General features: G+C 46.0%; 17 protein-coding genes. 2 read left to right on the top strand and 15 right to left on the bottom strand.

The features are described from left to right. Positions 1–71 precede the first annotated feature (71 nt). From D081_RS07150 to D081_RS07100, 11 genes are all read right to left on the bottom strand, one after another. Entirely contained in the window at positions 72–1,364 is a 1,293-nt protein-coding gene (locus D081_RS07150) for a response regulator (RefSeq protein ID WP_085023506.1), read from the bottom strand. A gap of 166 nt (positions 1,365–1,530) precedes the next feature. Further along, positions 1,531–1,806, bottom strand: a complete 276-nt coding sequence (locus D081_RS07145; protein WP_027396493.1) for an HU family DNA-binding protein — start codon at positions 1,804–1,806, stop codon at positions 1,531–1,533. 183 nt (positions 1,807–1,989) lie between these two features. After that, positions 1,990–3,870, bottom strand: a complete 1,881-nt coding sequence (locus D081_RS07140; RefSeq protein ID WP_085023505.1) for an EAL domain-containing protein — start codon at positions 3,868–3,870, stop codon at positions 1,990–1,992. Between the two features lie 22 nt (positions 3,871–3,892). After that, the gene (locus tag D081_RS07135; protein ID WP_085023504.1) at positions 3,893–4,762 is read right to left on the bottom strand and encodes an NAD(P)-dependent oxidoreductase; all 870 of its coding nucleotides are present in this window, start codon (positions 4,760–4,762) and stop codon (positions 3,893–3,895) included. A 166-nt stretch (positions 4,763–4,928) separates the two neighbouring features. Then, entirely contained in the window at positions 4,929–6,230 is a 1,302-nt protein-coding gene (locus tag D081_RS07130) for a PIN domain-containing protein (RefSeq protein WP_085023503.1), read from the bottom strand. 21 nt (positions 6,231–6,251) lie between these two features. After that, complete coding sequence (locus tag D081_RS07125; protein WP_085023502.1) at positions 6,252–7,865, bottom strand: peptide chain release factor 3; 1,614 nt, start codon at positions 7,863–7,865, stop codon at positions 6,252–6,254. A gap of 100 nt (positions 7,866–7,965) precedes the next feature. Next, on the bottom strand, positions 7,966–9,165 hold the full coding sequence (locus tag D081_RS07120) for an MFS transporter (protein ID WP_158087593.1): 1,200 nt from the start codon (positions 9,163–9,165) through the stop codon (positions 7,966–7,968). A 33-nt stretch (positions 9,166–9,198) separates the two neighbouring features. Beyond that, positions 9,199–9,612, bottom strand: coding sequence for a hypothetical protein (locus D081_RS07115; RefSeq protein ID WP_085023500.1), 414 nt, complete (start codon positions 9,610–9,612; stop codon positions 9,199–9,201). 177 nt (positions 9,613–9,789) lie between these two features. Continuing rightward, on the bottom strand, positions 9,790–10,218 hold the full coding sequence (locus D081_RS07110) for a TM2 domain-containing protein (protein WP_158087592.1): 429 nt from the start codon (positions 10,216–10,218) through the stop codon (positions 9,790–9,792). Positions 10,219–10,298: 80 nt separating this feature from the next. Continuing rightward, entirely contained in the window at positions 10,299–10,976 is a 678-nt protein-coding gene (locus D081_RS07105) for a TrkA family potassium uptake protein (protein ID WP_085023498.1), read from the bottom strand. A gap of 10 nt (positions 10,977–10,986) precedes the next feature. Next, complete coding sequence (locus tag D081_RS07100; RefSeq protein WP_085023497.1) at positions 10,987–12,360, bottom strand: TrkH family potassium uptake protein; 1,374 nt, start codon at positions 12,358–12,360, stop codon at positions 10,987–10,989. A 136-nt stretch (positions 12,361–12,496) separates the two neighbouring features. On the opposite strand from D081_RS07100, the gene D081_RS07095 reads away from it, so the two are divergent. Further along, entirely contained in the window at positions 12,497–13,171 is a 675-nt protein-coding gene (locus D081_RS07095) for a YcjF family protein (protein WP_085023496.1), read from the top strand. Positions 13,172–13,270: 99 nt separating this feature from the next. On the opposite strand, the gene D081_RS07090 is transcribed toward D081_RS07095, so the two are convergent. The 3 genes from D081_RS07090 to D081_RS07080 are packed head-to-tail and all read right to left on the bottom strand — an operon-like array spanning position 13,271 to position 15,585. Next, positions 13,271–13,600, bottom strand: coding sequence for an AzlD domain-containing protein (locus D081_RS07090; protein ID WP_085023495.1), 330 nt, complete (start codon positions 13,598–13,600; stop codon positions 13,271–13,273). Then, the gene (locus D081_RS07085; protein ID WP_085023494.1) at positions 13,597–14,292 is read right to left on the bottom strand and encodes an AzlC family ABC transporter permease; all 696 of its coding nucleotides are present in this window, start codon (positions 14,290–14,292) and stop codon (positions 13,597–13,599) included. The genes D081_RS07090 and D081_RS07085 overlap by 4 nt, the downstream gene beginning before the upstream one ends. Positions 14,293–14,349: 57 nt before the next feature. After that, a complete protein-coding gene (locus D081_RS07080; protein WP_085023493.1) occupies positions 14,350–15,585 on the bottom strand; it encodes an aminopeptidase in 1,236 nt (411 codons plus the stop codon). A 256-nt stretch (positions 15,586–15,841) separates the two neighbouring features. Between D081_RS07080 and D081_RS07075 the strand changes: the two genes are divergently transcribed. Then, positions 15,842–16,855, top strand: a complete 1,014-nt coding sequence (locus D081_RS07075) for an AI-2E family transporter (RefSeq protein WP_085023492.1) — start codon at positions 15,842–15,844, stop codon at positions 16,853–16,855. Between the two features lie 80 nt (positions 16,856–16,935). On the opposite strand, the gene D081_RS07070 is transcribed toward D081_RS07075, so the two are convergent. Beyond that, on the bottom strand, positions 16,936–18,246 hold the full coding sequence (locus D081_RS07070; RefSeq protein ID WP_158087591.1) for an RsiV family protein: 1,311 nt from the start codon (positions 18,244–18,246) through the stop codon (positions 16,936–16,938). Positions 18,247–18,881 lie beyond the last annotated feature (635 nt).

Raw genomic sequence — 18,881 nt, 5'->3', positions numbered from 1 at the left:
ATTCCGCCCATTGCCTTTAAGTTATTATAATTATATAAAATTTAATTCGCCAAGACAACTGCTATCCCTGTCTAAAATCTGTCCAGAATCAGGAATACATATGCCAGTTCACCAAAGGTAACGGTGTTTACTGCCTTTATGCCCATTTTTACCAGCTTCAGGTTGCCGTTCTTCATGGTAAGCCGCAGCTCCACCCTGTTGATGCCGCCAGCCCTGTGCTTTACCACGTTGACGCCGGCCCGGAGAAGGTTATAGTCATCGGCATGAACGATATACTTTATGTTGTTGTGAACCAGCTGCTGCATTTCCTCCACAGAATCGTAGCCCAAGGTCTCGGCAACATCTCTGTTGTTATGCACCAGCTCCCCCGTATCCAGACGAAATGCCAGAAAGCCTCCCGGCAAAAAGTCGGCCATGGCGCCAATCAGCCGTACCATATCAGTGTTGAGAACCTTCTTGAAGAAAAGGCTGTGATCAGGCTTCCCCTCATAGAACTTGTTCTTGTCCTCATACATATTCTTGTCAGCCTCTGCCACACCGGCCTCAATATCCTTCAGGCCATGTACCAGGACCATGCCAACAGAGGCGGAAATGGCTTCCGTCCAGCAGGTCTTCAGCTTCATGACCTTTTTCCCCAGGGAGCTTTCACTTTCATCAAAGGACAGGACAATGAACTCATCGCCCCCCACGCGGTAAATTTCCGCATCATAAAATACCTGTCTGGTAATATCAACAACGGATTTTATCAGAAGGTCCCCGGCAGTATGGTCCTCCTCATCATTCACCAGCTTCAGGCCGTTAATGTCCAGATACACAATGCCAAGGCTTCTGGTGTCCGCATCCGGCAAGGCTGCAAAGCGCTCAATGTCCTCATAATACCCCTTGCGGTTTTTCACGCCGGTAAGGGCATCCGTGGTAGAATCCACAATGGACTGCTCACTTTTCAGCAGACGAATAATATTGTTGATGCGGGTAAGAATCAGCTTCGGAATATAGGGCTTGGCTATAAAGTCAAAGACTCCCATATCCAGACAATGGATTTCTTCATTGATGCTGCTGTGGACAGTAGTGACCACAATAGGTATCTTGAAAAGATTTATATCATCCTTTACCGCCTCTATGAACTCATAGCCGTTCATAATCGGCATGTTGATATCCAAAATCACCACAGAAATTTCCTTGTGGTGCTCCCGCAGAAAATTCAGCCCTTCCAAACCATTGGACGCTGTAATTATATGAAAATGCTTCCCCAAAATATTGCACAGTATTTCCCTATTAACAATATTGTCCTCTACAATCAGCAGAGTGGGAGTGGGCTCCAATTCTTCCATGGTTACTTCCATTTCCTTGTCGCTATCCTGCACTGCTACCACCGTCCTTACAGCAAATTAATTCCATTGCACTATATGGTATTCTTTTTTTACTTCGACGGCAGACAGGAAAATCCTGCAAGGCTGGCAAAACAAAAACCCCTGATACAAAATCAGGGGTTTTTAGGCAAATGCCATGTTTTACAGTTTTAGTAAAAGATTACTTGTTAACTGCATCCTTCAGAGCCTTACCAGCCTTGAAAGCAGGAACCTTTGCAGCAGCAATCTTAATCTCCTCACCAGTCTGAGGGTTACGGCCAGTACGTGCAGCACGCTCATTTACCTTGAAGGTACCAAAGCCTACCATCTGTACAGCGTCGCCAGCAACGAGAGCTTCCTGGATTGCTTCCATGGTAGCCTTCAATGCAGCACCTGCATCCTTCTGAGTCAATTCTGCCTTCTCTGCAATCTTTGCAACTAATTCTGCTTTTGTCATAGTGTTCATTTCTCCTCTCAGTTACTTACACTGCTAGTATAATAGCATAGTGAAAGTGTTTTGTCCAATTAAGACTAAATTTTTATCAAAAAAATGGGAAAATATGTCTATATAAACTCATCATCCCACTTCTGATACAGTTTTAAAGGTCTTTCATACAATATCATACCAGGGCCACAGCATCTATACATCCCTGTTGTGCTCCCGAATAAATTTCATATATTCAGGAACCGGCAATGGCTTTGAAAAATAGAAGCCCTGAATGGAGTCTACACCACATTTCTTCATGTTGTCAAATTCTTCTTCAGTTTCGACACCCTCTGCCACCACCTCCAGGCCCATTTCGTGAGCCATACGCTCCACAGCCTGTATGACGTGGCGGGCCCGATCACTTACCTGGTATGACTTGATCAGGTTCATGTCAAGCTTCAGAATATCAAAAGGCATATCCGCCAAATAAGTGAAATTGGACTGGCCGCTGCCAAAATCATCCAGGGCAAATCTGATGCCGATATTCCTGAAGCTCTCCATATTGCTTAAAATAAGCTTTTTGGAATTAATGGAGGCCGTTTCCGTTACCTCCATGCACAGATACTTGGGCTCAATGCCGTGACGGGCAATAACAGCCAGCACATCCTCAAGCAGATCAGGCTGTTCACACTGCAAAATGGAAAGGTTAATCTCGAGAGTTTCCAAGCCCAGATCCACGGCCTTGCCATCTGCCAGGAAGGAACAGGTCTTGTCCACTACCCGCTTGCCAAGATCAAGAATCATGCCATTGGCCTCCGCCACAGGTATGAACAGATTTGGCATAAGATACTCCCCATCATGCTTTCTGATACGCACCAGGGATTCAGCAGCGGTATATTTCCCCTTTTTGATGTTGTAAATCGGCTGAAGGAATATCTCCACCCGGTCCTCATCCAGGGCTGTCGTAATCTCGGAGCGCATGCTGTCAATCAGATGGAATTCCCTTACATCCTTGTCGGTGACAAAGAGCACATTATTGCTGATGGATGCACTCTTTTGACTGCGGCAATAGCCAAAGAGCTTCAGCAGGTCATCCACGGACTTTATCTGATTCCCCCGGGGCATGATGCTGATGGTGGATTCCAATCCTGTAGGGGACATCTCCCCAAAGTATTTGACATAATCCTGCAAAATCCTTCTTATAGCGTTAATATCCTTTGCAATAAGGATAATATTCATATCCAGATTATTGAAAACCAGTACATCCGGGTTCCTGCCCATAACCTTATTGCCCACCTTGCGGATTTTGGTGATATCAACCGTCTTGTTTTTAAGTATGCTTACATTATCCAGGGCAATATCACACAGGGCAAATTTCTCTCTCCGCTCCAAAGACTGCTTCAATAATTCTGCCAAAGCCGCACTATTGAAGCAGCCATACTGACGGTCCAGCTGCAGCTCCGGATTTTCAAGGCCTACAAACAACACAATTATGCCCACAGAGGTGGCAAAGCCCACCAGCAACAAATCGTTGTACACAAACTGAACAAGCGCCGCCACCACAAGGGCCGTGATCCAATACCTCATGCCCAGGCAGCGGTGCCTGTTCATCTTCTTTTTGTAAATAATGGTGCAAAGTATAATGGCAGGCAACATAATCAGGGCATAAAAATAAGTAAGATACACAGCCGGACCATAGGTATACACCACACCGGCCACGTCATAAATTCCAATATCCTGAAGCATTGTCACCAGGCCAAAGACCAGAGTAATCATGCCAAGACTGCGACAAAATCTCCTGTGGCGCACCTCCGTCATCAAATCACAGGTCGTGTAGCACATGGCCATCCATATTTCCAGAATAAGCACCACAAGATACAGCTTGCACACCGTATGTGTTACTGGCACCGTAAAATAATCCCTAAAATGAATAAACACCAGGGATATTATATCCAGGGACAGATTCATGATGGATATTATAAGCACACCCACAAACAGCTGTCCCTTATAAAGCTTCAACCGCCTGTTTTTGAAGTAAAGCGCAGACAGCAGAATTACCACAAAAAGACTGCATAATTGAATTTCTATATTCAAGATTTCCAGGTTCCTTCCTAAGTTATTGGTTTAAATACCATTTGATAATAGCCTGGGTGCCGTTATCATCCATTCCCCTGTCAGAAAGAATGTCGTAAAGCTCCTTTGTCTTTAAAAGTCCTGGCAGTTCAAGTCCGGCCTCCTCAGCGGACTCAATGGCGATACGCATGTCCTTCAGAAAATGCTTGATATAAAATCCCGGAGCATAGTCCTCCTTCAGCATGCGTCGTCCCAGATTTGACAAGGACCAGGAGCCGGCAGCCCCTGTTTCGATAGTTTCCAGCACCTTCTGAGGGTCCAATCCCATTTTCTTGGCATAGAACAAAGCCTCAGCTACTCCCAGCATACCGGACGCAATGGCAATCTGATTGGCCATCTTGGTATACTGTCCGGAACCGGCAGGGCCAAAGAAATTAATGGTCTTCCCCATGGCCTCAAATACTGGCTGTGCATCATTGAATGCACCCTCATCTCCCCCCACCATAATGGCAAGGGTACCATTTTTTGCCCCCAGATCACCGCCGGACACAGGCGCATCAAGAGCCTGTACCCCCTTCGCCTTGGCCGCCTCATAGATTTTCTTGGCCAGTGACGGACTGGAGGTAGTCATATCAATGACTATGCCACCCTTCTTGGCTGAAAGGATACCCTCATCCCCAAGGTATACCTCTTCCACATCCTTCGGATAGCCTACTATGGAAATCACCACATCCGCATCCTTTGCCGCCTCAGCCGGGGTATCACACCATTTCATGCCCTCATCCACAAGGGGCTGGGCCTTGGACTTTGTCCTGTTGTACACAGACACGTTAAAGCCGGCATTTTTCAGATGACGGGCCATACTGCTGCCCATTACTCCGGTACCAATAAAGCCAATGTTCTTAATTTCCATATTTAGGTCCCCCAATCTTGCAAAAAATAAACACAATTCTGAATTCTCTATAGGGGCCCATTATTCCTGCATATTTATGAATAAAAATGAAAAACCCGACAGAAAAATTCCCTCCATCGGGTCTCATTTATTGCTATTGTTGCTATATTTGCTATTTTTGCAAATATTACTCTTTGGAAGCAGTGCCTTTTTCAGCCTTTGGTGCTGTTTTTCGGCGATTTGCCGCTCCGGTACGGCGGGTACCGCGACGCTGATAGCTGCGGCGTGGCCGTGCCGTCTTTTCCTCGGACTTGGCATCCGGTTCTGTCTGCTGCTCCTTCTCGGGCTTGTTGTCTCCTCTGGTCGCCGTTTTTCTTGGTGTCCTTGGACGACGATAGTTTCTTTTCGGTTTGGCTGAAGGCTCTGCCGTTTTTCCGGCAGCTTCCTTTTCAGCCGGTGCTTCGGAAGGCTGTCCCTTGGATGCCAGCATTACCGCCGCCACAATGGCTGCCGCTTCTGCCTCCACATCCTCACCGGCCAGGGCTTCTTCAGAAAGAGCCTCCATAACAATTTCCATCATGGTCTGCTGGGAATCAATACCCTCAAGGTTAATCTCCCGAACTGCAGGCTCCTTTTTGATGGCCGCCTCCATGGCCTCAGGAGTTGCCTCCACCATTTCAGCAGCCGCCACAGAGGCCTTGTAAATACCCCGCAGGGTCTTGTAGATGGCCTTAATCTTCTGATAAAGGTCACTGCCCTCCTTGCGGCCCATGATGCTGTTCAGGCTGCGGTAAAACTCCATCTTGGTGGAGGTCTGCTGCAAGGCCTTGTAGACCTGCTCTGCCTGATGATAATTAAGAGGCACCTTATGATTGATTTTAATGGTGTTTAAAATCTTGGTGCAGATGGACTGATAGGAGCGCTTGTCCTTTTCCTCAGCAGAAATCTCAGGCTGAGACTCCTCCATCGCCTCCGGAGCCGGAGACTGTTCCTCAGTCAAACTGTCTGCCTTTTCCCCATAGTCATTATCTGAAAGCAGCTCCTCCACAGTCTGGATTATCTCAATCTCATCGGTGATTTCCGTAATCACCTCAGGGTCGCTTTCATCAATGGCCTCATTGTTCTGATGCTTTATAGCCCAGCTTATGTCCTTGCAACGGAAAATCTCCCGGCGGTCCCGCTGCTGGGCCATGGCGATGGCCGCATCGTAGCCCTTGTCCCGGCTGATGATGTAATAATTGTTGTCAGCAGAGTAGTCGCACATTAAAGCTGTAATCAGCTGGAAATCCAAGGCATTTTCCACACCGTTTTCAATCTTCATAAAACGGATATTGCCCTGGGTAGCCAGCAGCTTCTGCACCACATCAATCTTCAAGGTATCTGCCTTGTCGCTGTAAAACAGATACATGGTATCATCGGGAGTGAGCTTTTCCACGCCCTTCAGGCCTTCATTATGAACATTTTCATAATCAATGTAAAAATTAGCCACGTTCTTACCTACCTCTGGTCATTAAACTTCTTTGCGGTCAAGAGGCACTGTATGAAGCTCCAGGTCAGGATTATTGTCCGTAATCCAGCCCAAGGCCCACTCATTGTTGACCAACAGAACAGGATTATCCCGACGGTCCAGTACGAACATACCGCGGTCAGCACCGCGGAGGCTGGCAGGAGTCACCTCACGGCCATCCTCATAGGACATCCAGCGGGCTACCTCATACGGCTGCATGTTCATTTCGATATCCACGCCGTACTCATTCTTCAGACGATATTCCAATACCTCAAACTGCAGGGTACCAACTGTACCCACAATAAAGGAATCCATGCCGGCACCGGCCTGTCTGAATAGCTGAATGGCACCCTCCTGGGTCAGCTGCTCAATACCCTTTACAAACTGCTTGCGCTTCATGGTATCCTTGGCGCTTACACGGGCAAATTTCTCCGGTGGGAACACCGGGAATGCCTCATACTCAAATTTCTTGGAATTATCGCAGAGAGTATCGCCAATGCCGAAAATACCCGGATCAAAGAGACCAACAATATCCCCCGGATATGCTTCCTCCACAATCTGACGGTCCTGGGCCATGAACTGCTGTGGCTGGGCCAGCTTGATAGCCTTGCCACTGCGCTTATGATATACGCTCATGCCTCGCTCGAACTTGCCGGAGCAGATGCGGATAAAGGCCAGGCGGTCACGGTGGGCCGGATTCATGTTGGCCTGAATCTTGAATACAAAGGCGGAGAACTTGTCATCCTCAGGGGAAATCAGTCCCTCGGAGGACTGACGGGCCTGTGGCTCCGGAGCCAGCTTAAGATATTCCTCAAGGAAATTCTGCACGCCGAAGTTGGTCATGGCAGAACCGAAGAACATTGGGGTCAGCTCACCACGGGCCACCTTCTCCAGATCAAAGTCCTCGCCGGCCATATCCAGCAGCTCAATATCGTCCATCAAGGTCTGATGGGCTTCCTGGCCCAGCATCTGGGCAAACTCAGGATCATCAAGGGAACCGGTCACGGAAGCACGGGTATTCTGACCATGGGAGGTATCATCCTCAAAGAGCTCAATCTGCTTCTTCTGGCGGTCGTACACGCCAAAATACTTGCCATCAGTGCCAATTGGCCAGTTCATTGGATAGGAGCGGATGCCCAACACATTCTCCAGCTCATCCATCAGGTCAATAGGAGCCTTGCCAAAGCGGTCCAGCTTGTTTACAAAGGTAAAAATTGGAATACCCCGCTGCTTGCAGACCTTGAAGAGCTTCTTGGTCTGTGCCTCAACACCCTTTGCCACGTCGATAATCATAACGGCACTGTCCACGGCCATAAGGGTACGATAGGTATCCTCGGAAAAGTCCTGATGGCCCGGGGTATCAAGGATATTGATACAATAGTCGCCATAATTAAACTGCAATACGGAAGAAGTAACAGAAATACCGCGCTGCTTCTCGATTTCCATCCAGTCAGAAACTGCATGATGGGCAGTCTTTCTGGACTTTACAGAGCCTGCCAGATGAATGGCACCACCGTACAGCAGCAGCTTCTCCGTAAGGGTAGTCTTACCCGCATCCGGGTGAGAAATTATGGCGAAGGTCCGCCGTCTCTTTATTTCATCAGTCAACTGTGACAAAGTTTATTCCTCCACTTAATTCACTTATTATCTCGTCTTTTAAAAAATATACCCATATATTATATAGGAATCGGGAGGAAAATTCAATTAATATACTGCATCAACTCTCATGCTTTAATAATATCCAGCTCACAGTCAGGGCCACGGATAGTATTGCAACGAGGAAGAACACTATTCCCGGCCAGCCGAAGCGGGAAAAGAACAGGCCGCCCCCGGACCCGATAAGGCTTGATCCCATATAATAAAAGAACATATAAAGTGCCGTAATCCGGGCCTTATCACTCTTATCTACCTTGCAGGACCAGCTGATGGCAGCCGCATGGGCCCCGAAAAAGCCAAATGTCATTATTCCCATTCCCACAATTATCCCCATCAGGGACGGATAAAGTGACAATATTATTCCCCCCAGCATACCCCCAATGGAAACGAGGATGGTTTTGCCATTTCCAATACGGTCCGATAAGCAGCCCATCAATGTGGAGGAAAAAGTCCCCACCAGATAAAGAAGATAAAAGAGCCCCACTGTGGTCTGATTAAGATTGTAAGGCTCCGCCAAAAGTACGTAGCTGATGTAATTATAGGCACAGACAAAGGGACCGATCAGCATGAAGGCAATGGCATAAATGGCCATTAATCTCCTGTTGGCAAATAGCTTTTTGAACTCACCAATGCCGGAAATGGGAGCCTTTGCATCAATCAAATGCCTGGCTCTGGGCAAAACAAACACAAAGGCTGCACCGATTATGGCATAGGCCACTCCCAGTATGATCAGGGCCATGCGCCAGGAATACAAATCCGTAAAAAAGCTGAGCAGTGCCCGCCCTGCAAGGCCGCCTATGGAGGTGCCGCTAACATATATGCCGACCACAGCCCCCACAATGGCACTGTCAAATTCCTCGCTTATATAGGCCGTGGCCATGGCAGGAAATCCTGCCAGCAGAAAGCCCTGGCAAAACCGCAGCAGCAAAATCAGCCCAAAATAGTCACTAAAGGCCATAACCACAGCCAAAACTGACGATACGATGAGAGCGATGGACATTACAGCTTTTCTGGGCAGCTTTTTGGCAAATTCCGCAATAAACAGCATTGCTATGGCCATTCCCCCGGTACCAAAGGAAACTGCCAGACTGGCCGTAGCCGGTTCCAGGGCAAAAACATCAGTAAACACAGGAATAATCGGCTGAACACAATACTCAGCCCCAAAGGTTACCAGACTGCCACAAAAAAGAGCAATAATGGCCCGCCAGTATTCCCCCGTACCCTTGCTGATTTTATTATCTGTAACCCACTGACCATCCATGCCTTGCTCTCCATATAACATACTAGCGCAAAATCAAAGGCGCCAGCTGGAAACTGGGAAATTTTTCATATAGGGCTTCATCACCTGCCACATTTTGTAGGTGAAGGCATTCTCCCTGACCCGGCCTTTAAAGCACCAGCCAAAAACCTTATCATTAAAATCATAGACTACACGATTCGTTTTCGTATCCAAATAAAAACGCCGCTGATTTACCTTTGGGGAGGTGCGGCCATTATTATAAATATCACTGGCATAAAGATAATTGTCGCTGAATTGAAGGCTTGCGGGATCCAGATAATGCCATCCCATTATCCATGTTGTCTCGTCCTTGGCCATAGTTGGCGAAAAAGACGAAAGGATAAAAATTGCAAGCAATGAACACAGAAGTGCCCGCAGCACAACCTTAAATAAATGTATATCCTTATTTATTGTAATTACTTTTTTCATATCACAAGCCTCCGCACAGTTCATGTATGTCGTATCATTCTATATATGGGAGGCTATTTCCTGCTATTAATTTATCTTTGCCATATCTTCCGTTTCCCTTGCCATTCACCAAATATAAAAGCGCCCCGCAATGCAGGGCGCAACTATCACAAGAGCATTATAAATTTAAGCTCATCATCAGGCATAGATGTTGCCCTGACCGTCGTCCTTGGTGGTCAAGCCAATAATACCTTCTACCAGAGCCAAGATGGCTGGAATACCGGTCCAGCAGAGCAGAATGTAAATAATTCCCCACATGGTCTTGCCTGAATAAAACTTATGAATACCAAAACCACCCAAAAGAATTGCCAAAATACCGTAAGCAATCTTATTTACCAGCTTTTTATCATCGCCAAGGCCCCAAGCAGTGCCGGCCTCACCCATTGGCTGGTAGTAATTCTGATTCATCTGGTCATTCTGCTGAAAGGAGTTATCCTGCTGAAAACCATTACTCTCATTTACATTAGTTGAAGGAACAGTCTCCTGGATAGAGCTGCCACAATTTGGGCAAAAGCTTACATTATCTTCAACTGCCTGACCACAACTTGGACAAAACTTATTAGACATAGTCATCCCCCTATAAAACAAAAATATTTTACTAACTTACATGCTACGTTACATTATATCACAAATACAATCAAAATGCTCTATTCTTGTTCCATGGAAGCCAAAACATTCTGCCTGAACTTGGCCAGCACCTCGTTGGAGCCTATGGCAAAAATCTTGTCTCCCTTACAAAATTCGTAGCTTGGCGGTGGCGTAATAAGGGTTGCCTTTTCATGAATTATTGCAATAACATTTAAGGCATATCTTTCACGCAGATTGGCATCCCGCAGGGTTTTACCCCACAAATCTTCAGGGGCATTAAAGTTAATAATCTTAATATCCCCGTTTATTTCAATATAATCCTGAACATTAGGAGCCACCAGATGCAGTGCCAGCCGTCTGGCCATATCCCGCTCGGAGAAAATTATCTGGGTGGCACCCATTCTCTTGGCCATTTCAGCATGACGCTCATCAATGGCCTTCACAACTATATCCGGAACATTGCGCTCCTTGCACAGCATGGTGGCCATCAGGCTTGCCTCCAGTTTTTTGGCGGAAATAATAACCGTATCGAAGCTCTCTATCCCCACCTGGTCAAAAGCCCTGGCATCCCGTATATCAAAGCTGACTATCCTTGACACCTGCTCGGCCAATTTACTTACCAGATTTTCATCCACATCAACGCACAAAACCTCATAGCCCATGCTTTCCAGGGTTTCGGCAAGGCTTATGCCGAACCGTCCCATTCCAAGAATCGCAAACTGTCTTTTTCTTCTCATATTCTTTACCTCAACCTATCATAATGTTACCCTCTGGATACTTAATAATAGATTCCTTTTGCTTGATAACTGCCATAATAAATGTCAGAATACCTACCCTGCCCATGAGCATGGTAAGGGACAGCAGCAGTTTTCCCCACATATTCCACTCGTTGGTAATACCTATTCCCATGCCAACAGTACCAAAGGCCGACACAGTTTCAAATATCACCATTTCCAGCTCATGGACCTCACCATCAATAACTGACAGTACAATTCCCACGGCTACCACCCAGATTGTGGCAATGGTAAAAATGGCAAAGGACTGATACACCAATTTCTTGCCTATTCTTCTGCCAAAGACTTCATTTTGGTTTCTCCCCCGAATTACAGTCCACATGGACAGCATAATTATAAAAAATGTAGTGCTTTTGATACCGCCACCAGTGGACAGTGGGGAAGCACCGATAAACATGAGAATTATCATCACCAGCTGGGTAATCTGGGTAGATGCCCCCAGATCAAAGGTGTTAAAGCCGGCAGTACGGCAGGATACGGATGTAAAAAAGGACTGGGCCAGCTGCACATCAAGGGGCAGATTTGCCAATGTTTTTGGATTTTGCCCGTCCACCAGGAAAATCAACAAGCCCCCCACCACAATAAGAACTACTGTTGTAGCCAGCACTATCTGGGTATGGAGGGAAAATTTTCTCCAGCTGTGGTTCTGCATAACATCATACATTACCGTAAAGCCGATACCGCCCAGTACAATAAGGGTGCCAAGGCAGCCCATCAAAAACAGGTCATCCGGCCGCCCCGACAGGCTTTCGTAATTTCCGAACAAATCAAAGCCCGCATTACAAAAGGCGGAAACAGAGTGAAATATCCCATAGCCGATACAGTCCCACCCGTACTCAGGGTAAAAATGCCAGGCCAAAACCACAGAGAAAAAGCCCTCCACCGCAAAGGTGTATTTTATCATGCGACGGATAAGGGAAAACAGGCCCGTACGAGAATCCTGATTTAAGGACTCCTGCAGCACCATGCTTTCTGACTGGCGGAATCTGTACCCCATACTGTGAACCACCAAGGTTCCCAGGGTCATGATGCCCAGGCCCCCCACCTGAATAAGCAGCAGCATAACTATCTTTCCAAACAGGGTCAAATCATTTTTCAGGTCCACCACCGTCAACCCCGTCACACAGGAGGCCGAGGTGGAAACAAACAAAGCATCCACGGGATGCAGCCCCATATTGTTGGTGGTACTGATGGGCAAGGTCAGCAGGAGTGTACCAATGCTGATCATCAGCACAAAGCTCAGACAAATTATCTGGTTTGGCTTTACCCGAAACCGGTTTTGTAAATTTATGGCATCCTGCTCTTTCCATTCAAGTCCAAAATTCATTGCGGTAATCCACCACCATTTCTATATTTTCCCTTTTGGGGTAATTATACTACTAATAATGCCTAATATGAACGGGAAGGAAAAATAATATATTCGTCGAAGTAATTATCAAGCATCTGGATTATGGAGGTATATTATGGGTGACAACATTTTAATCCCAACAATACTGCAATCTTCCCTGGAGCAGTTTGATTCTTTGGGGAATCACGTTTTATCCGAAGAAATAAATGCCATTGTAAAAAAGCACGCCATGATGGCCATGGGAGCTTCATTTATACCTATACCCGGTGCTTCCCTTGCGGCCTTATATGCAAATGATCTCTATATGTTCAAGGAAATAAACGATTGCCTGGGAATAAGGTTCAGTAACAGCCAGATAAAAACCATCGCTATTGCCATTGGAACTGAGCTGGGTGCTTTCTGGCTGGCCAAAAAAGGAATTTTTGAAATGGTGAAATTCCTCCCGGGCTTTGGAGCCTTGGCCGGTGGAATGCTGCGGGCTGCTTCTGAGGCAGCGGAAATATATGTGGTAGCCATTATTTATTACCATATACTGTCCATCACCAAAACCGCCGACAGGGAAACCCTGACTGATGATTATCTTAAAAAGATAGTCAGAGAATGTATGACTCAAAGGCAGGAGGAGCTTAAATCCATTTTTCTCAGTGCCAAAAGCATTTTTAAGAAGGCCGACCCTTCAGCAATAAAAAAAGCCGAAAAGGAAATTAAAAATCAAATGGACAAGGATACATCAAAGGAATATATGGATGTTGTACAGGCCTTGAAAGACACCAAGCCATCAACAAAATAAGTAACTGCATCACAAACTATAAAAAGTCCCCGCAGGCGTTATTACCCGCGGGGACTATATTTTTTAAGGATTATTTAGTTAAGTTTTGTCGGATTAATCTTATCCCATATAATTTTGCAGTATCCAATACCCGGCCAGGCCCACAATTATGCTGTAGGCAAGGCTTTTGGTTTTTGCCGCCACAATCAGCACCGGAATCGCTGCCAAAAATTCCACATTGGTCCAGCTGAATCTAAAGCCGCTGCTGGCGTCACCAAAAATCGACACGAAAATAAGGGCACCAAATACCGCCGTTGGCACATACTTCAGCCAGAGGGAAAGAAAGGTTGGCAACGGGCGCCGTCCCAGGACAGCCAGAGGCAAAATCCGGGAAATGTAGGAGGAACAGAAAAGCCCGAAGATACAAAGCAGTATATCCGTATAGCTCATTTCTTTTCCACCCCCTCGCCATTATCTATAACCGCGCCAATGGCAGCTGCCACAATGGTGGCCACCACCACATTAAGCATATTATCCAGCCAAAGTGATAATAACAAGGCCAGACCGCCTCCCAGAACACCAATGCCAATCAGCTTGGCGGACTTAAAATGGAAGGACCACAAGCCAATGAACATGGCAATAAGGGCATAGCTTACCAGACCAGTATCTATATACACTGCACTTCCCAGCAGTACCCCGGCCACCGTTGCCAGCATCCAGCTCATGTGAGCCAGAAAATTCAGGGCTGTCGCCTTTTTCGGGTTCCATGTACTGTTGGGCTTCTGAAATTCGATACTGTTTACCGCAAAGGTTTCGTCCACTATTTCCTGGGCATAAATCATGCGGTACAGTAAGGATTCCTTGGAAATATACTGATTTAAAATAAGACCATAAAGCATATGACGGAGATTTACAATGCCAACGGTTATTACAATAGGAATAATGGCCGTTCCTGCCCCTATCATGGCCAAGGCAATAAACTGGCCGCTGCCGGCAAACAGAAATATGGACATCATGGCCATCAAAAAGGCATCCAGACCCACCTTCTGCCCCAATATACCGCAGGCCACCCCCAAGGGAATATAGCCAAAGCATATGGGCCATACTGCCTTGAACACCTGCTTGTTAAAATACTCACCCATAAAACGACTTCCCCCGACCAACTAATCACATAATATTTATTTAACCTTAAAATAATGTTAAATATTTACAAAATTACCCTTGGAAAATATCTGAACGGTACTGCCATCTGCTCTGGTTCCTACAATTTCCATATCCGCGGTACCAATCATAAAATCCTCATGAACCAGGGAATCATTTACCCCGTGCTTTGCCAGCTCCACCGTATCCATCTTCTCCCCGCCTTCCAGACAGGTTGGATAAGCCTTGCCAAAGGCCAGATGGCAGGCAGCATTTTCATCGAAAAGGGTATTATAAAAGAGAATTCCACTGTTGGAAATCGGTGAATCATACGGCACCAATGCCACCTCTCCCAAATGCTTGGCCCCATCATCAGTTTCCAGCAGCTGCTTCAGGAAATCCTGTCCCTTGGTGGCACTGTACTCCACCACTTCACCCTCTTTAAATACCAGGCGGATGCCATCAATTACATTCCCCTGATAGATAAGCGGCTTGGAAGCATAAACCACACCGTCAACTCCGTTACGGTCCGGCAGGGAATATACTTCCTCAGTTGGCATATTGGCCACAAATTCCACCTTGTCAGCGGCTATTTCAGCACCGCCGGCCCAAATATGGCCCTTTGGCAGCTTAACCGTAAGGTCAGTTCCCAAACCACTGGTATAATGCAGTGATACCAGCTTTTCCCCGTTAAGGAAATCCGTAGCCTTCTTCATAAAGGCCGTATGCGTATTCCAGGCCTCAATCGGGTCATTGCTCTCATCAATGCGAACCGCTGCAAAAATAGCCTGCCACAGCTTGTCCACCGCCTCATCAGCATTGGCTGCATCCTTAAATACCTTGGAGGCCCATGCGGCCGTTGGAATGGATACCACGCACCAGCGAAGCTCATTATTCATAAGAGCCCCACGGTATTCCAGCAAAGCCTGGCCTGCTGCCATCTGGGCCCGTCTTAGCTTGTCCTGCTCCACACCCTTGAAAATAGAAGGATCAGAGGCATGAATGGACACGATGGCTGCACCCTTTTCCTTGAAGCTCATGAACATATCGTAGCGGTACTGAGGGAATTCATCGAAAATCTCATTGGCAGCCCCATCAAAGCGGATCCGGGAAAATTTTTCATCACTCCAGTTAATCTTTACATCAGAACAGCCGGCTTCAAAGCCCTCCTTGGCCACCCGACGGGCAAAGTCCGCACACTCAATAGGGGAATTAATTACCAAAAGCTGACCCTTTTGCAGATTTACACCGGTCTTTACTACCAATTTTGCATATTTATTTAAAAGCTTATCCATATAATATACTCCTCAAAATCATTCTTTTAACATTATAAACAATATTATACCGAAAAAGCATCCCTTGCAAGCCAATGTTTTAAAAATCCTATTAAAATGATATAATATACATGATAAGGCTTTATTTTTTAGCAGTATAGTGTTTTTGTTTACATGATATTTTATTTTAGAAGTTTTTTCCTTGTAAAAAGGGAAAAATTTGAAGGACTGCTGTATAATTAAGTCTGTACACCAATTGATAAAAGGAGGGCAATTTATGATATCTGCCCGTCAAACTTCCATAGTCCTGGCTGTGTCCTTTGTGGCGCTTGCTTCAGGCTTCTGGTTTTTCCCGGCCTTTGCCTTTATATTTTTTATTTCCCTTTTAATTCAACTGTTGTTGGCAGAGCCGGTCAATAAATTATCCAAAAAAATCCCAAGACCTGCGGCCGCCGGCCTTGCTTTGGGCATCTTTCTGCTGATGCTCTTCGGGCTGGCCACTGTGGTTTCTGTATCCTTCGTACCAACCTTTTCCAATTTTATTATGGATTTACCTAGGCTGGCAGCCAGAATACAGAACATGCAAATCGTTCAGAATATACCATCCATCAACAACGGCTTTGATGATATGTGGGGCGAAATAGCCTCAATGGGCTCCAATCTTTTGCGGGAATCCCTTAGGATTATAGTATCTGCCTTCAATAAGGTTGTGGATTTTGTAATCATAATTTTTGTTACCTTCTATCTTCTCAAGGATGGCCGGGCTATTCTGCATTTTATTGCCAATCTTTTCCCACGGCGGGATAAGATTAGAATTTTCCATCTTTTCACTGCCGTACTGCACTCCCTGCAGATTTATATCCGCAGCCAGCTTCTCATGTGCTGTATAACCGGCGTAATAGTCTACTCATATTTCTCCATTATGGACAACAAATACGCCTCTGTATTCGCCGTTCTCAGCGGTATCTGCGAATTTGTTCCAGTCCTTGGTCCAACGGTTGCTTCTATTTTCGGTATAGCCCTGACAGCCACTGATACGCCATATCTTGTCATTCAGACGGCCTGCTTCTACCTCATAATGACCCAGATCAACCACAATCTCATCTATCCAAATATTGTGGGCAAGGCTTTGGATATACACCCTATTACCACTATTTTGGGTGTTGTCCTGGGAGGAGAAATTCTGGGCACCGCCGGTATGTTTATGGCAGTACCGTGCATAGTTGTAGTAAAGCACCTGATTCTGGACATCCATAGAAGCGAAAAGGAATTAAAGAACGAATCCAAATAAAAATATACATAAAAACTCCCCTATACTGGCAGGCTTAGTCCTGTTGAGTATAGGGGAGTATTATTTTGTGTAGTATTCTTTTATGGACAATTACAATCTACAATGTCCTTCTGCACCGGTCTGCCATCATTGCCAATGCGGAAATAATGGAAGCTGGCCTTGCCGGAACCTTCATCCAGCACTGACATGGCGAAATTCTCCGGATTGGCAATAGGGTAAAATACACATTTGGAAGCATCATATTTCGTTATCAGATTAAACCTCTCAGGTATATCCCCACGTCTGTTCAACCATGGAGTAAGTGATACAGGCGTCGGATCACCGGAGGTAATATCGTAAATTCTGGTCTTTTCCCATGCCAGGCCATCATCTATGCCATCAACATAAAGATAACGCCGGCCATCAGCCAGGCTGATTAACTGAGACCGTATATGGCTGCTCTTTTTAAAATCCTTAAGCTGGTTAGGGCCTGTCTGAACCACAATACCATCATAGAGATCATTAATAAACAGGGAAGTACCGCTGCCATCTGCAAAAATTGTCCGTAACGGCATATATGAGTAAATCTCCATACAGTAGGATGCAGGTCTGCTGCGATATTTTACCTTGAAAAGCTCAGGAAATTCATCCATAAGAATGGTGGAGGTAAACATGCCCTCGGCGTAGGAGCCTATGGCATAAGGGTTAAAATATACAGTAATGCCACAAGGATCCAGTGTCCAAGGAATAACATCATCCTTTATCATGTTTTCCACGGTTTCCTGCATCAGAGTGCTATTGCTTTCCATAAAGGAAGCATTTGGATAATCTCTCCGCAGTTGGTTTTCAACAGCTGCAATTAAAAGGCTCTTATCCTTAATTACGTCCTTCAGCTTCAGCTCCTTGCCGCTCTTGGAATCAAAGTTGCGTCCCCAGACACCGTACATGCCATGGACACCACCCTCATAGGAGCTGCAAAACTCCAAAAGGCTTACTGCCACAGTATCAGCCCGTCTGACATAGACGTCCTTCATGGCCTCATATACCGGGAAAAAAGTGGAGCCACCTTCCTTGCGCATCACCTGTTCTGCGACAGATTGCTTTATCATGCCATTTCTGATGTCATAATATTTTTTTGTTTCCTGAATGTTATAGGTGTTCAGAGCCTTTTTAAGGGCCTCCACGCCCAAATCCTCCCCCGAACCAACCATATCCACGGTAGCAATGGATGAGCGCAATACCTCACCATCTTCATCGCTGTCCACAGTAGTTTGAGTGGTTACATAAAGCTGCACAGGCTTTATTGACGCATCCACATGAAAATCCGTCGAAGCCTGGCCTACAGACACAAAGCCCGTAGCCAACATCGTGATACCCAACAGAGAACCAAGAATTTTCCGCTTTAAATTCATCTTTATCCCTCCTTGGGTGGATATATTCGATACTTGTGGGCGTAATCCTTTATACAGACAAAAAAGTTGCGGGTGACATAACAGGAAAGAAGATACTGTATTGAGCATATTAAAGACGCGGGTGACATGCGGGTGATTTCATGAATAAGCAGAGCGTGAATTGTCACATCTGAAGAAATATGTTGGAACAGATATAAAGGGAAAGAAGTTACTGTATTGAGCATTTAGCCACTGAACGTAAAGAAACGATTTTTTGGTATTCAAACAATTTAGCGAGAAAAGTCAATGTCTGAGCGAAGCGAGTTTTGACTTTTCCGCTAATTTAATATGGCAAAAAATTGTTTTAGTGAAGTGGCGACGCGAAAGACAGTACTTCTTTCCTGATTCAGGACAATACTTCACTGTCCCAGGCCGACCGCGGAGCAAGACGGGATGGCACCCGTCTTGTTCCGGTGAATATGCCACCGGGCTTTAACGCCGCGGAACAACAGAAGCAGGTGCTTGTCTTGTTCCGGTGAATATGCCACCGGCATATTCACCCCCAGCCAAGTACTTTCGGCGGACAAACTATGAAGCACATAAACGCCGAGACGGCCTGAGGAGACAATAAAAAAAGAGCCATCTCATAAACTTGG

It is taken from the genome of Anaerovibrio sp. JC8 (assembly GCF_002100115.1).
In the GTDB taxonomy this organism is placed as follows: Bacteria; Bacillota; Negativicutes; order Selenomonadales; family Selenomonadaceae; genus Anaerovibrio.
Note: the sequence above shows the minus strand (reverse complement) of the source record. Positions and strands in the feature narration are given on the sequence as shown.

Excerpts from the sequence above, each read along its gene's own strand:
- D081_RS07145 (WP_027396493.1), bottom strand. The coding sequence starts at position 1,806 with ATGACAAAAGCAGAATTAGTTGCAAAGATTGCAGAGAAGGCAGAATTG.
- D081_RS07135 (WP_085023504.1), bottom strand. The coding sequence starts at position 4,762 with ATGGAAATTAAGAACATTGGCTTTATTGGTACCGGAGTAATGGGCAGC.
- D081_RS07120 (WP_158087593.1), bottom strand. The coding sequence starts at position 9,165 with ATGGATGGTCAGTGGGTTACAGATAATAAAATCAGCAAGGGTACGGGG.
- D081_RS07115 (WP_085023500.1), bottom strand. The coding sequence starts at position 9,612 with ATGAAAAAAGTAATTACAATAAATAAGGATATACATTTATTTAAGGTT.
- D081_RS07110 (WP_158087592.1), bottom strand. The coding sequence starts at position 10,218 with ATGTCTAATAAGTTTTGTCCAAGTTGTGGTCAGGCAGTTGAAGATAAT.
- D081_RS07105 (WP_085023498.1), bottom strand. The coding sequence starts at position 10,976 with ATGAGAAGAAAAAGACAGTTTGCGATTCTTGGAATGGGACGGTTCGGC.
- D081_RS07100 (WP_085023497.1), bottom strand. The coding sequence starts at position 12,360 with ATGAATTTTGGACTTGAATGGAAAGAGCAGGATGCCATAAATTTACAA.
- D081_RS07095 (WP_085023496.1), top strand. The coding sequence starts at position 12,497 with ATGGGTGACAACATTTTAATCCCAACAATACTGCAATCTTCCCTGGAG.
- D081_RS07090 (WP_085023495.1), bottom strand. The coding sequence starts at position 13,600 with ATGAGCTATACGGATATACTGCTTTGTATCTTCGGGCTTTTCTGTTCC.
- D081_RS07085 (WP_085023494.1), bottom strand. The coding sequence starts at position 14,292 with ATGGGTGAGTATTTTAACAAGCAGGTGTTCAAGGCAGTATGGCCCATA.
- D081_RS07080 (WP_085023493.1), bottom strand. The coding sequence starts at position 15,585 with ATGGATAAGCTTTTAAATAAATATGCAAAATTGGTAGTAAAGACCGGT.
- D081_RS07075 (WP_085023492.1), top strand. The coding sequence starts at position 15,842 with ATGATATCTGCCCGTCAAACTTCCATAGTCCTGGCTGTGTCCTTTGTG.
- D081_RS07070 (WP_158087591.1), bottom strand. The coding sequence starts at position 18,246 with ATGAATTTAAAGCGGAAAATTCTTGGTTCTCTGTTGGGTATCACGATG.